Source organism: Bacillus sp. RC252 (assembly GCF_044909215.1).
Classification (GTDB): domain Bacteria; phylum Bacillota; class Bacilli; order Bacillales; family Bacillaceae_G; genus Bacillus_A; species Bacillus_A mycoides.
Map to the genome: position 1 here is coordinate 67030 of NZ_JBIYDV010000020.1, position 12591 is coordinate 79620.

A 12591-nucleotide genomic window follows, 5' to 3' on the forward strand; every position below is an offset into this window, starting at 1 on the left:
TCAAGACGACTTGGTGCAATTCATCCATATATATACCTAAAATTTTTCATTACAAGTACTACAATTTCTATTGCTCACTTTTACTTTATAAATTTAGGATGTAGTTTTACGTGTTAGTAGTAATTTCACCGTTTCTGCACAACTTCTGCACACATTTAGGTGATTTCTATGTCATGATATATTCAGTAAGTGAAATATATCACAAGAAATGAAATGTTTCTTTACGACGGTGTATGCATATTTACGTATACACGAAATAAGGTTGACTCTTGTTATTCTTTTACATCAAAGCCCACATTACACTACGAAGTATAACAAGAAGGGGACAGGAACATGAATAATCGATTTTTAAAACAACTACAAAACTTGAAAATGAACAAAAAAAGTATAGGAGCTGTTGCATTAACAGCTGGAATTATCGGCACGACACTTATTCCTCAAAATGCATACGCGCACGGCTTTGTTGAAAAGCCTGGTAGCCGTTCCGCTTTATGTAGTCCAACTTATGGTGCTCTAAATGTAAACTGCGGAAGTGTTATGTATGAACCACAAAGTTTAGAAGCTCCAAAAGGATTCCCACAAGGTGGCCCAGTTGATGGGCAAATCGCTTCTGCAGGTGGCAAATTTGGCGGTATTTTAGATCAACAAGCAGCGGATCGTTGGTTTAAAAATACAATCACTGGTGGGGAAAATACATTTACTTGGAAGTATACAGCGCCTCACTTAACAAGCAAATGGCATTACTATATTACAAAAAAAGGATGGAATCCAAATAAAGCACTAACAAGAGCAGACTTTGAGCCGATTGGCACTGTACAACATGATGGTTCTGCAGCTTCAAATAATTTAACTCACAAAATCAATGTACCTACTGACCGTAGTGGATATCATGTGATTTTAGCAGTATGGGATGTAGCTGATACAGTAAATGCATTCTATAATGTAATTGATGTTAACCTCATCAACGATGTGAAACCAGACACAGAAGCTCCAAGTATTCCAAATGGACTTCAGACGCAAAAAGTAACAGCAAATAGTATAGAACTAACATGGAACACTTCTACGGATAATGTAGGGGTGAAAGGATATCAAGTTTTCCGTAACGGAGAGATGATTGACACTGTACTAGGCACTCATTTTATTAATAAACAATTAAAACCAAGTACAGAATACACTTATACTGTAAAAGCAATTGACGCGGCTGGCAATGTATCGAAAGAAAGTACAGCGCTTACAGTGAAAACGACAGTTGAGGCTCCTGATACAGAAGCACCAACACAACCAAAAGGATTACATAGCATGGGAACAACAGCGTCAAGTGTGGATCTAATGTGGAGTCCATCTGATGATAACGTTGGTGTAGACTATTACGATATTTATAGAGAAATAGAAGGAACAATGAAAAAAATTGCAACATCCAATACGACTTCTTATATGGATAAAAATTTACTCGCTAATACTACTTATAAATATGCAGTGAAAGCAGTGGATGTAGTTGGAAATGAATCCGTACAAAGTGATACGTTCACAATTACTACAAAAACTGAAAGCGCTTCATATGAAGCGTGGAATGCAAAGAAAGCATATAAAAAGGGAGATAGAGTTTTACACGAGGGAAAAGTGTATGAGGCAGTCCAGAATTATGAAGGACATGGGGATCCAAACTGGATTTTTGCTTTATCCTTATGGAAAACAGTGTAAGCTTTACCTTAAAATGAAATGAAAGATGATGGGCTTTGATACAAAAAAAGGAAGCTTGAGAATTAACTTTTCTGCTTATAAAAAAGACGACGTATTCAGCGTCGTCTTTTTGTATTAATCTAGAATATTCATCAAAGAGACTTTCAAACGAATACGCTACAGAAAGGTTACTATACGAATACATAATGTAGAATCATATAGTAACCTTTCTATTATGATAACACTTTCGTCATAAGAATATGTGGAATTCCATCTTCCATAAATAGGTCGGAAGAAGTTTGATAGCCTAATTTTTCATAAAACCCTTCAGCTTGTGTTTGACCGTGTAGTTTAACTTTATTTGCTTCTTTGTTACGAGCAATCTCTTCTAACTTTTGAATGATTACTTTGCCTAATCCGTATTTGCGATAGTCTTTTAAAATACAAATTCTTTCTAGTTTACCCATTCCGTCAACGAATCGTATACGGCCAGTTCCTACAGGAAGTTCATTATAATAAACTAATATATGTTTGCATGCCTCGCCAATTTGGTCATATGTATCGAATTCATCTTCAAGTGGGACACCTTGTTCTTTTACGAATACTTCTTTTCGAATGTGAAAGGCAGTTTCTAAATCTGTAAGTTCTGTTATAAGTTTGGATTGCAAATTGTTCAGCCCTTTCTAGTGTGATATGAATGTGTTTTCATAGTATATCATAATGTAATACTATAAAAGAAAAAACTGACTTGCAAAAGTCAGCCTTTAAAATGCTTAATATTCTTTTATACCGTTTTTTGTTCCGATGATCGCTTTGCTCGTCATATTGATAAATAATCCTGTTTCAACTACACCGGTAACCATCTTTAACTCTGTATGTGTATCATTTGGATTCAATATTTTGTTTGGAAAAATACAATCAATAATTAAATTGCCGTTATCAGTTATAAATGGTCCGCCATCTTTCATACGTAAACGTGTTTCGCATCCTAAAGATTGAATTCTCTTTTCAGTTTGCTTCCAAGAGAAGGGGATGATTTCAATAGGAAGTGGAAAGGTACCTAAATGTGAAACGAGTTTGGATTCATCTGCAATAATTATAAGCTTTTCAGAGGAGGTAGCGACAATTTTTTCGCGAAGTAATGCACCACCGCCACCTTTTATTAATTGTAAATCATTATTGATTTCATCTGCACCATCGATTGTAAGATCGAGTATGTCGATTTCATTTAAAGAGATTAAAGGAATAGCTAGTTGTTTAGCTAATACTTCAGTTTCTTTTGACGTTGGTACAGCTTGAATGGATAAACCTTCTTGCACACGTTCACCTAACTTTTGTATTGTCCAATATACAGTTGAACCCGTACCAAGTCCAACCTTCATTCCATCTTTTACAAAGCCAGCAGCATATTCACCGGCTAGCTGTTTTAAATTCATCCTTTTACTCCGCCGGACGTAGTCCAGCATCTAAACCGGAACTTTCAACTGTAAGTATTGGGCGCACAGTAATATCTTTATGTACACGCATTTGGCACGATAATCGTAAGTGGTCTTCAATTCCTTTTTCCGTAATAGCTTGTTTTTCATCATTTGTAGCTTCACAAAAATCACCTGCAATGACTTCAACTCTACAAGTTGTACATCTTGCTTTACCACCGCAACGATGAAGAATGTGTACACCGTTATCTTCAAGTGCTAATACTAATTTTGTCCCTTCTTCAACATCAAAAGTTCCGGTACCTTCAACTGTTAATTTTGGCAAATTGATTCCTCCTCATGTAAAATGCTATATAACATATTTATGACCCGTATTCATGAACATAAACATAAAATTAATTATAAGCCCCGTAACTTTTTTCTTTGTTCAATCGTTTAATAAGTAAGCGCTGAAAAGGAGTGGTTATTTTGTGCACAAAAGTAACTCCAGTTTTAAAGGATCATATCGATATGAATCATTCAAATATAAATTTTTTAATTGAACATTATGCAGAGGTAAAAAGATACTGTACGTTTTTGACAAAAAACAAATGGGATGGGGAAGACCTTGCCCAAGAAGCAATTTGCAAAGTTCTTCAAAAGTATAGTGAGAAGGAAATTTGTATAACGCTTCTGTATAAAATTGCTCGAAATCAATGGTTAGATCAAATGAAATCAAAATCCGTTCAAGAAAAGTTAGAACAGCAAAATACATTTGAAGAACCACATGGGAAAATTGCAGATTTGCATGAAATGGTAGGGAAAGTATTGTCTTCGTTAAATGTGCAACAATCTGTAATTTTATTATTGAAGGATGTTTTTCAGTATAGTATCGCGGATATTGCTAAAGTATGTTCGGTATCAGAAGGTGCAGTGAAAGCATCATTATTTAGGAGTAGAAATAGGCTGAAAACTGTAAGTGAAGAAGGCATTGAAATAGTGGAGTACACGGATGATATTGAAATCGTTGTAACTTCTATTCGTGAAGAAAGACCTGAATTGTTGACGAAACTGCTCCCAACAATAGACTTTACTAAGTTACCATCAATACAACCGGTGTTATTATTCAGTATGAAAAAACCTTCTTCTTACAGTTGTATGCTTAGTGCGGCATAAAATAGATGGAGGGATTTAATATGAATACAATTCCTTACGTAGTAGAACAAACGAAATTAGGAGAACGCTCCTATGATATATATTCAAGATTATTAAAAGACCGAATTATTATGATTGGTTCAGAAATTAACGATCAAGTTGCAAGCAGTGTAGTAGCACAATTATTATTTTTAGAAGCGGAAGATGCAGGAAAAGATATATTCCTGTATATCAATAGTCCAGGCGGTTCAACGACAGCGGGATTTGCAATATTAGATACGATGAACCTTATTAAACCAGATGTGCAAACACTTTGTATGGGCTTTGCGGCATCATTTGGTGCGCTTTTACTATTAGCTGGCGCAAAGGGAAAAAGATTTGCGCTACCTAACAGTGAAATCATGATTCATCAACCGCTCGGCGGTGTAAAAGGGCAAGCAACAGAGATTGAAATTACAGCAAAAAGAATATTAAAGTTAAAACATGATATTAACAAAATCATATCTGATCGAACAGGGCAACCAGTAGAAAAGGTAGCTCATGATACAGAAAGAGATTATTTTATGACGGCAGTAGAAGCGAAGGAATATGGAATTGTTGATGCAGTTATTGAGAAAAAATAACATGAAACAGGCTAGAGAATATGATAAATTCCCTAGCCTGTTTTTGTCATTCTTTTACCCATTCATCAACTAAAGCTTGATTTTTTTTAATCCATTTTCGCGCGGCTTCTTCCGGATCTTTCGTTTTATTTAGCATGACCATTAAAGTACCTAGTTGTTCATCGTTCATTTTCCATTGATCAAAGTATTTCACAATATCCGGATGATCTTTTTCGAAACCTTTGCGAACGGAGTAATAAATGTCATCTTTTTCACCATATACTTTCTTAGGATCTTTTAAATATTTTAAGTCAAATTCTGAAAAGCCCCAATGCGGATTCCAAAGCGTAACAGCGATTGGTTTCTTTTTCGTATATGCCTTCTTGAGTTCGCTCATCATCGCAGCTTCTGAAGATTGGACAAGTTTTAATTTTATATCATATGCCTTCATTGCTTTATTCGTTAAATTCATTAGGCTACTACCAGGTTCAATCCCAACAATTTTATTATCTAGCTCATCTTTATGTGCATTTAAATCTTCAATACTGTTAACGTTTTTCACATAAGAAGGGACGACTAAACCAAGCCCGGTACCTTCATACCATTTTGATTTTAAGACGAAGTCATCTTTGTAACGGGCATTTAATGGTTTATCCGTAACAGGAAGCCATACTTCTAGATTCGCATCAACATCACCACGTGCGACGCCAGTCCATATCGCAGCTTTTTCTAAATACATGAGTTCAACTTTATAGCCTTTTTCTTCTAATAAAACTTTCCACATATTTGCGGTTGCGATATTTTCTTTCCAACTTGTTACACCAAGTTTAATTTTTCCTTTCGAATTTGCATTTGTTGCATTACAAGAAGTGAAAATCATACTAATAAATAGTAACAGACTTATAATCCATATTTTTTTTCGCATTCAAAACCTCCTGTGAAGCTTTTGCTTTTCATAAATTAATCTATAAGTGAACCTTCTTATTATGAACGGAAACAAGAATTTTTAAAGAAATCTTATATATGTCATTTTTATGTAATATTTCTCTGTAAAATCGCAACACTATGTAAATAGATGGGTAGAAAAGGAGTAGTGACATGGATAATACAAAGGTACGTGTTGAAAATGTAACAAAAGTTTTTGGGAAACATCCGCAACGAGCGCTTACCTTATTAAAAGAAGGAAAAAGCAAATCGGAAATTTTAAAGGAGACAGGAATGAACGTTGGTGTGAAAAAGGCAACGTTTGAAGTATACACTGGAGAAATTTTCGTTATTATGGGTTTGTCTGGTAGTGGGAAATCTACATTGGTTCGAATGCTAAATCAATTAATTAAACCGACAGCGGGGCATATATACATAGATGGTGAAGATATCGCGACGATGGGAAAAGAAGAGTTGCGAAGAGTAAGAAGAACGAAGATGAGCATGGTGTTTCAAAAGTTCGCTTTATTTCCGCACCGTACAGTGATACAAAACGTTGCGTACGGGTTAGAAATTCAAGGAGTTCCAGTAGAGGAAAGAGAAAATAAGGCGTTAGAATCGCTACAGTTAGTAGGGCTAGATCATCATAAAGATAATTACCCAAGCCAACTTAGTGGTGGTATGCAGCAGCGTGTTGGAATCGCAAGGGCACTAACGAATAATCCAGATGTATTACTAATGGACGAGTCATTTAGTGCATTAGATCCACTAATTCGAAAAGAAATGCAAGATGAATTGTTAGAGTTACAAGATAAAATGGAAAAAACAATTATATTTATTACACATGATTTAGATGAAGCTCTTCGAATTGGTGATCGTATCGCATTAATGAAAGATGGAGAAATTGTCCAAATTGGAACACCGGAAGAAATTATGATGAGTCCTGCCAATGAATTTGTAGAGAAATTCGTGGCGGACGTGAATTTAGGAAAAGTAATTACGGCGGAATCTATATTGAAACGACCGGAGACTTTATTAATTGATCGTGGACCACGTGTAGCACTTCAAATTATGAGGAATGCAGGTGTTTCTACGGTATATGTTGTAAACAAAAAGTATGAATTTCTAGGTATATTAACTGCGGATGATGCAAGTAAAGCGGTACAAAAACAATGGCCAATTGCTGATTTATTACTTAACGATATCCCGCACGTGTATTTAGATACATTACTGGAAGAAACGTATGCAAAAATGGCGGAGATGAAATATCCATTACCGGTAATTGATGAAAAGAAAAGGTTAAGAGGAATTATTAAACGTGAAAGTGTCATTCAAGCTCTTGCAGGAAACATCGAGGAAGAGGTGAAAGACGATGAATAATATTCCGCGCATTCCATTAGGCGAATGGGTTGATTCATTTGTTGCAAGTTTATATGAGCACTTTGAAGGCTTGTTCCGAGGATTCTCCTATATTATCGGTGGATTCGTTGATTTACTCACTAATTTTTTAACAATAATACCAGCCATAGTGATGATTATCATCTTATGTTTCCTCATTTGGTACACAACGAGGAAATTATCTTTAGTCATTTTTACGCTCATCGGATTATTATTTATTTTAAATATTAACTACTGGGCACAAACGATGCAAACATTAGCGCTCGTACTTACGTCAGTTATTATTTCAATTATTATCGGAATTCCCATTGGCATTTTAGCATCTCAAAATGAACGTTTCTCAAAATTTTTAAAGCCGACATTAGATTTTATGCAAACAATGCCGGCATTCGTCTATCTCATTCCCGCGATAACATTTTTTGGAGTAGGCGTCGTACCAGGCATTATTGCTTCCGTTATTTTTGCTATGCCACCGACAATCAGATTTACAGACTTAGGAATTAGACAAGTTCCAGAAGATTTAATTGAAGCTGCGAATGCATTTGGCTCTACCGCATCACAAAAATTATTTAAAGTACAATTACCGCTCGCAACCGGAACGATCATGGCTGGCGTGAATCAAAGTATTATGCTTTCGTTATCAATGGTTGTAACAGCTTCACTTGTAGGAGCGCCAGGACTTGGCGTCGATGTGTATCGCTCTGTAACACAAGTAAATATCGGAATGGGATTTGAAGCTGGACTAGCTATCGTCGTGATTGCGATTATATTAGATCGAATTACGCAAGGGTTTTATACAAAAAGAAAATAATTCAAAAAACACACTTTATACTACAAAGTGTGTTTTTTGAATTCGAATTACATCCGAACAATAACAGAACCTCCAGCTGGTGCACAAACTTGGTTTTGCTGTTGTTCCATTGATTTAATTAAATGATTATTTTCTTCGATTAATGAGATTAATTTAGCTAATTGGCTTTCAAGGCTTGCGATGCGCTGCATCATGTATTGCGAATCATAATGCAGTGTATTCCTTACTGGATGGGGGGAGTAAGCATATTGTTGATTTATAATTGGATTCCAATGAGGATACATTTGAATCGTTCCTCCTTCAATAAATTACTGATCTTTCTTATAGTAAATGCCTATGTATATGTAATGGTGACTTGAAAATTCTTTCAAACGAAGAGGATTATGTAGGGGGAATGGAAAAGTAATAAAGTACATTTTTTGGAAATTTTTAAGCGGAATAGTAAATATATTAGGAAACAGCAACGTTCATGTAAATAGATATTATATAGGGAGAAATGATGAGAGGAGATGCAATTTTGTCTAAACATAAAAAAAGAAATGATGCTATGACAATTGGTGTCGCTATAGGTGTTGTAATCGGTGTAATTCCTGGTGTATTTACTGATAATATAGCAATCGGAATAGCGATTGGGATTGCAGTTGGAATGGGGATTACGCTTTTGAAGAAATAATGAGTTGTAAATTATTTTAATGTGAAAATTCTCATTTAAAGAGATTGAATTTTCGGAATATAAAACCTATTTCTCCTTTTTTTATGATATTATATATGCAAAGGATGGTGATGAATATGCCAATAAACAATCAAGCAGAACAAAACTGCTTCATTTGTGAAAAACATAAAGGGAATATTACAGTTCCGGGTGGAGCTATTTACGAAGATGAACTCGTTTACGTTGGACATGTCCATTGGGATGCAGAAGAAACATATCTTGGTTATGTAATGATAGATATAAAAAGACATGTACCTGGTCTCGCTGAATTAACTGAAAATGAGGCGAAAGCATTCGGACTTATAACAAGTAGAATAAGTAAAGCGTTAAAAGAAAGCGAAGGTGCAGAACATATTTACACTTTCGTTTCAGGAAATGGTGTACCGCATATGCATATGCACATTATACCGCGTTATCCAAATACACCAAAAGAGTTTTGGTCACCGACTGAAGTAGCAAATTGGACTGGTGCACCACATGGAGATTCAGAGAAAATTAAAAAACTATGCGAAAGAATACGAAAGTATATGGTAAATGAGTATGCATACAACAAATAATACACAATATTCATGGGTTGGAAGTAGAGAAATGTGTTTAGATGAAGTTTCGGTAAAGCAATATGGTGATATCGTACTTGGTAAATACGGCGGAAATATAAGTGCCGGAGCAAAAAAGAATGAAGACGGTGCGTTAGTTTGGTCAAATGATGATTGGGAATTTTCAGCTATTTTAGACGGGCATAATAGCGCAGAAAGTGTTGGTTTAGTAGTACATACAATCGAAAAAGAATATAAAAATATAAAGATAATGATGAATGAACCAATTGAAACAGTATTTCGATCAGTTGAAAATCATATACTTACAATTTTTCAATCTTCCTCATTTAAAGAAAACTGTAAAAGAGTAAAAGGTGAAACTGCTTGCTTAATATGCGTAAGAAAAGAAAATTACATATGGTGGCTTTCCATAGGTGATTGCTTAGTTTATGTATTTCATGATGAATTACATAAATTAGGACAATATACATTGAATCAACGCCACTTTTACGAATGGATTGGAAATGTAAACACATTTGATTTACCCGTTCCTTGCTATTCGTCAGGAATTCTTGAGCTACGTACTGGAAAGAATCGAATTGTAATGGTGACAGATGGGGTATTAGAATGCGGGGAAAGACACTATGAAACACCATTAAATCTATATAATGATATGAATAGAAATAATATAAAACTTGAAGAAAGTGTTCATCATGTATTAGAGCACGTTGATCATCAATTCGGACGAGATAGTGCGACAATTATTAGTTGGGATTATGAAAATGATGCATATGCTACGTATCCGAGTGATCAGCCGGAGAAAATTAAAGTTAAAAAATAAAAAGGAGAGGGTTTTCTGTCAGTTACAAAAATATCCTTATTAATTTTATGGGTGCTATCTTTATTGGTTTTTGAAAGAATAGCGAGAAGACAGTTAAATATACCGAAACAAAAAGGATGGAATAACCAATATGTGAATGATACACATAAATGGGGAAATAGAATTATTATTTCCTCTTATATAGTTGTTATTGCTATAAGCACTTTTCTTCCAAATCGTATATTTATGGGCTATGTACCTCTTTTGTTTTTTATTACGTTATATGGATTTCAATCATATATGGAGTGGAAGTATGATAAGGAATCGCGTGAGTTTTTGATTTCATTATTAGGAGTTGTAGCATTAATAATAACAGGGTTCATACTATATTTCTTTCTTTAATATAGTATGAATTTAAAGGAAGAGGGAGAGAAGAAATGAAAAACCCTTTCTTACGTGCAGAATCGATCATTTTTAATGAAGATCATTCAAGAATACTCGTTCAATAACCGTTAATATAGTCCACTTTATTTTAAACAATTCAATGAAGTAATAGGAGGAATGATATTGAGAACCTATACATTTTGGATTATAATTTTTGTTTTTTGTATAGCGGGTTACTTTTTGGATCGATTTTTAAGAAAAAAATTGAATATGCGAAAGAGCGGGTTTTGGGGATATAATAAATATGTAAATAGCTTACATAAAAAATTGGAAATTGGACTGCTTTTTGTTTATTTAATAATTAGTTTTATTTACATCTTTAAATTCGAAAGCACTAATATTTGGTTTATCATTTTCACTTATTTAGGGGTTACGTGGATCCTAAGGACATGGATGGAATGGAAGTATGATAGAGAATCGAAAGAATATATTTTTTCGATAATTGGATTATTTGCATTTATTTTTATGACTTCGATGCTATTTTACTTCGTTCCACCTGCTGCATAATAAAATGATTATTGATGGTACAAATAATGAGATAACTAATTAATAAGAAACCATTCATCTATACATGAATGGTTTCTTATTATGTGTACGAAGTTCGGTCTTCGCAATTTAATCATTTATTTTAGCCAATATGGATTTAATGAAATTTGTTTTATCCTCTGCATATTTATGCTTATCATTTGGATTAGCTTTTGAAAGTTGAATCTTTAACTGTTCATACTGCATACGAGAGGTTTTATTGTCTATTAAGTAATCTCTGAATTTTAATTGTTCCATTAAATATTTATTCCCTTGTTCATACATATGAATTTGATGAGTTCTTGGCTCACCTTTATTGAAATAATACCTTTCGGGTAATACATTTTTTCTATATTTATAATTTAATTGTTCTAGGTTTGTAATACATCTTAGACCACTTTTGAAACCTCTTAATTCAATCGCAATATCAATAATAGGTTTTGCGCTTAAATGTGGGATGGAAGTACTTCCAATATGGTGTATCGCTAAAATATATGTTCCAATTTGTTCCTCAATTAATTGTTTTTCTTTTGAAAACTCAAGTTCCCACTCTTCGGACCACGGAACTAAAAACACTTTACCATAGGGTAAACCTAGCATTTAATTAGCACCCCTTACATATTTTTTCAATAAATTTACTTACATTTTCTTGAAGATCCGCAAAACAAGAAACTCCCACAATCTCCAAGGAAGAATCTTCTTCGCAAAAATCATAAATTTTACACCTTTTCCAATTGGATATCGTAAATTAGTACGCTTTGCTTCAGCAATTTCTACGATTTTATTGGCAACATCTATCGGATTACCAAGTGTATCGTTGCCATTGTTTATGTGCTTTTGTATTTTATCCATATATTCTTTGTAAGGAGAGGTTGTATCAGATTGGTTTTCAGCTAATTGTTTACCAACTTCCCATATGTTTGTGTTATAAGAACCTGGTTCAATTAAAGCAACATCTACTCCGAACGGTTTTACTTCTAAGCGAAGGGATTCACTCCAGCCTTCTAATGCATACTTTGAAGAAACGTAAGGGGATAAACCAGGGAATCCTACTTGCCCGCTAATACTGCTTATATTAATGATTTTTCCGCTTTTCTGCTTTCTCATATATGGTAAGACAAGTTGCGTGATGGATATAGCTCCAAAAAGATTTGTTTCAAATTGTTTTCGGTATTCCTCCACTGGGATTTCTTCGATAAAGCCCCCATTTGCATATCCTGCATTATTTATGAGAATGTCTATTCTGTTTATTTCGTTTAAAAATAATTGGAAGTTATGTATAGAACCTTGATCTGTTACATCTAATTGTTGAACTTTTATATTTTGTTGTAAGTGGAGTTTAGTAGCTTGAGATATTAAGTCTACTTGTTTTTCAAGATTTCGCATTGTAGCAATGACAAAATAGTCTTTTTTCGCAAGTTCAAGTGTCGTTAAAAGTCCGAATCCACTTGATGCCCCTGTAATAATCGCGATTTTTTTATTCATTGTTCGCTCGCTTTCTTTTTCTTTTATCATAACGAGTTATGGGAATAAAATCTATTTATTGTATAAAGATATTTGTTATAATTG

General features: G+C 34.2%; 17 protein-coding genes. 10 read left to right on the plus strand and 7 right to left on the minus strand.

Annotated features, from left to right (window positions below; genetic code table 11):
- Positions 1–333: 333 nt before the first annotated feature.
- Positions 334–1701, plus strand: coding sequence for a lytic polysaccharide monooxygenase (locus ABH960_RS23780; RefSeq protein ID WP_340952556.1), 1368 nt, complete (start codon positions 334–336; stop codon positions 1699–1701).
- A 212-nt stretch (positions 1702–1913) separates the two neighbouring features.
- On the opposite strand, the gene ABH960_RS23785 is transcribed toward ABH960_RS23780, so the two are convergent.
- From ABH960_RS23785 to ABH960_RS23795, 3 genes are all read right to left on the minus strand, one after another.
- Positions 1914–2348 (minus strand): GNAT family N-acetyltransferase, encoded by a 435-nt coding sequence (locus ABH960_RS23785; protein WP_404448788.1) that lies wholly within the window; start codon positions 2346–2348, stop codon positions 1914–1916.
- Between the two features lie 105 nt (positions 2349–2453).
- Entirely contained in the window at positions 2454–3116 is a 663-nt protein-coding gene (rpiA, locus tag ABH960_RS23790; RefSeq protein WP_404448790.1) for a ribose 5-phosphate isomerase A, read from the minus strand.
- 4 nt (positions 3117–3120) lie between these two features.
- Positions 3121–3441: a 2Fe-2S iron-sulfur cluster-binding protein gene (locus ABH960_RS23795; protein ID WP_404448792.1), complete on the minus strand. Its 321-nt coding sequence runs from the start codon at positions 3439–3441 to the stop codon at positions 3121–3123.
- Between the two features lie 143 nt (positions 3442–3584).
- Between ABH960_RS23795 and ABH960_RS23800 the strand changes: the two genes are divergently transcribed.
- Together ABH960_RS23800 and clpP are read left to right on the plus strand one after the other, a co-directional pair.
- The gene (locus ABH960_RS23800) at positions 3585–4271 is read left to right on the plus strand and encodes an RNA polymerase subunit sigma-70 (protein ID WP_340952548.1); all 687 of its coding nucleotides are present in this window, start codon (positions 3585–3587) and stop codon (positions 4269–4271) included.
- A 20-nt stretch (positions 4272–4291) separates the two neighbouring features.
- Complete coding sequence (clpP, locus tag ABH960_RS23805) at positions 4292–4873, plus strand: ATP-dependent Clp endopeptidase proteolytic subunit ClpP (RefSeq protein ID WP_404448794.1); 582 nt, start codon at positions 4292–4294, stop codon at positions 4871–4873.
- Positions 4874–4919: 46 nt separating this feature from the next.
- Here clpP and ABH960_RS23810 read toward each other — a convergent pair whose 3' ends face one another.
- The gene (locus ABH960_RS23810; RefSeq protein WP_215583671.1) at positions 4920–5777 is read right to left on the minus strand and encodes a glycine betaine ABC transporter substrate-binding protein; all 858 of its coding nucleotides are present in this window, start codon (positions 5775–5777) and stop codon (positions 4920–4922) included.
- A 173-nt stretch (positions 5778–5950) separates the two neighbouring features.
- Between ABH960_RS23810 and ABH960_RS23815 the strand changes: the two genes are divergently transcribed.
- The gene (locus ABH960_RS23815) at positions 5951–7156 is read left to right on the plus strand and encodes a quaternary amine ABC transporter ATP-binding protein (RefSeq protein ID WP_000370622.1); all 1206 of its coding nucleotides are present in this window, start codon (positions 5951–5953) and stop codon (positions 7154–7156) included.
- Positions 7149–7985, plus strand: coding sequence for an ABC transporter permease (locus ABH960_RS23820; RefSeq protein ID WP_002127727.1), 837 nt, complete (start codon positions 7149–7151; stop codon positions 7983–7985). Before ABH960_RS23815 ends, ABH960_RS23820 begins: the two co-directional genes overlap by 8 nt.
- Before the next feature lie 47 nt (positions 7986–8032).
- Here ABH960_RS23820 and ABH960_RS23825 read toward each other — a convergent pair whose 3' ends face one another.
- The gene (locus tag ABH960_RS23825) at positions 8033–8269 is read right to left on the minus strand and encodes a hypothetical protein (RefSeq protein WP_404448797.1); all 237 of its coding nucleotides are present in this window, start codon (positions 8267–8269) and stop codon (positions 8033–8035) included.
- A 215-nt stretch (positions 8270–8484) separates the two neighbouring features.
- Here ABH960_RS23825 and ABH960_RS23830 point away from each other — a divergent pair, with 215 nt between their 5' ends.
- The 5 genes from ABH960_RS23830 to ABH960_RS23850 all read left to right on the plus strand — a co-directional run bounded on the left by ABH960_RS23830 (position 8485) and on the right by ABH960_RS23850 (position 11004).
- Positions 8485–8658 (plus strand): glycine zipper domain-containing protein, encoded by a 174-nt coding sequence (locus ABH960_RS23830; protein WP_016095574.1) that lies wholly within the window; start codon positions 8485–8487, stop codon positions 8656–8658.
- A 104-nt stretch (positions 8659–8762) separates the two neighbouring features.
- Complete coding sequence (locus tag ABH960_RS23835) at positions 8763–9254, plus strand: HIT family protein (RefSeq protein WP_003189859.1); 492 nt, start codon at positions 8763–8765, stop codon at positions 9252–9254.
- Positions 9232–10074 carry a PP2C family serine/threonine-protein phosphatase gene (locus ABH960_RS23840; protein WP_404448799.1) on the plus strand — a complete coding sequence of 281 codons (843 nt, stop codon included), beginning with the start codon at positions 9232–9234 and terminating at the stop codon, positions 10072–10074. The genes ABH960_RS23835 and ABH960_RS23840 overlap by 23 nt, the downstream gene beginning before the upstream one ends.
- A gap of 63 nt (positions 10075–10137) precedes the next feature.
- Positions 10138–10455, plus strand: a complete 318-nt coding sequence (locus tag ABH960_RS23845) for a DUF4181 domain-containing protein (RefSeq protein WP_082180372.1) — start codon at positions 10138–10140, stop codon at positions 10453–10455.
- 165 nt (positions 10456–10620) lie between these two features.
- Positions 10621–11004: a DUF4181 domain-containing protein gene (locus tag ABH960_RS23850; protein WP_404448801.1), complete on the plus strand. Its 384-nt coding sequence runs from the start codon at positions 10621–10623 to the stop codon at positions 11002–11004.
- A 108-nt stretch (positions 11005–11112) separates the two neighbouring features.
- Here ABH960_RS23850 and ABH960_RS23855 read toward each other — a convergent pair whose 3' ends face one another.
- Both ABH960_RS23855 and ABH960_RS23860 read right to left on the minus strand, forming a co-directional pair.
- Complete coding sequence (locus ABH960_RS23855; RefSeq protein ID WP_404448803.1) at positions 11113–11622, minus strand: GrpB family protein; 510 nt, start codon at positions 11620–11622, stop codon at positions 11113–11115.
- Between the two features lie 39 nt (positions 11623–11661).
- Positions 11662–12507, minus strand: coding sequence for an oxidoreductase (locus ABH960_RS23860; RefSeq protein ID WP_404448805.1), 846 nt, complete (start codon positions 12505–12507; stop codon positions 11662–11664).
- Positions 12508–12591: the final 84 nt, after the last annotated feature.

What these genes read in the sequence shown, in the direction of transcription:
- ABH960_RS23780 (WP_340952556.1), top strand. Translation starts at nt 334, where the DNA reads ATGAATAATCGATTTTTAAAACAACTACAAAACTTGAAAATGAACAAA.
- rpiA (WP_404448790.1), bottom strand. Translation starts at nt 3,116, where the DNA reads ATGAATTTAAAACAGCTAGCCGGTGAATATGCTGCTGGCTTTGTAAAA.
- clpP (WP_404448794.1), top strand. Translation starts at nt 4,292, where the DNA reads ATGAATACAATTCCTTACGTAGTAGAACAAACGAAATTAGGAGAACGC.
- ABH960_RS23810 (WP_215583671.1), bottom strand. Translation starts at nt 5,777, where the DNA reads ATGCGAAAAAAAATATGGATTATAAGTCTGTTACTATTTATTAGTATG.
- ABH960_RS23815 (WP_000370622.1), top strand. Translation starts at nt 5,951, where the DNA reads ATGGATAATACAAAGGTACGTGTTGAAAATGTAACAAAAGTTTTTGGG.
- ABH960_RS23820 (WP_002127727.1), top strand. Translation starts at nt 7,149, where the DNA reads ATGAATAATATTCCGCGCATTCCATTAGGCGAATGGGTTGATTCATTT.
- ABH960_RS23825 (WP_404448797.1), bottom strand. Translation starts at nt 8,269, where the DNA reads ATGTATCCTCATTGGAATCCAATTATAAATCAACAATATGCTTACTCC.
- ABH960_RS23830 (WP_016095574.1), top strand. Translation starts at nt 8,485, where the DNA reads ATGAGAGGAGATGCAATTTTGTCTAAACATAAAAAAAGAAATGATGCT.
- ABH960_RS23835 (WP_003189859.1), top strand. Translation starts at nt 8,763, where the DNA reads ATGGTGATGAATATGCCAATAAACAATCAAGCAGAACAAAACTGCTTC.
- ABH960_RS23840 (WP_404448799.1), top strand. Translation starts at nt 9,232, where the DNA reads ATGAGTATGCATACAACAAATAATACACAATATTCATGGGTTGGAAGT.
- ABH960_RS23855 (WP_404448803.1), bottom strand. Translation starts at nt 11,622, where the DNA reads ATGCTAGGTTTACCCTATGGTAAAGTGTTTTTAGTTCCGTGGTCCGAA.
- ABH960_RS23860 (WP_404448805.1), bottom strand. Translation starts at nt 12,507, where the DNA reads ATGAATAAAAAAATCGCGATTATTACAGGGGCATCAAGTGGATTCGGA.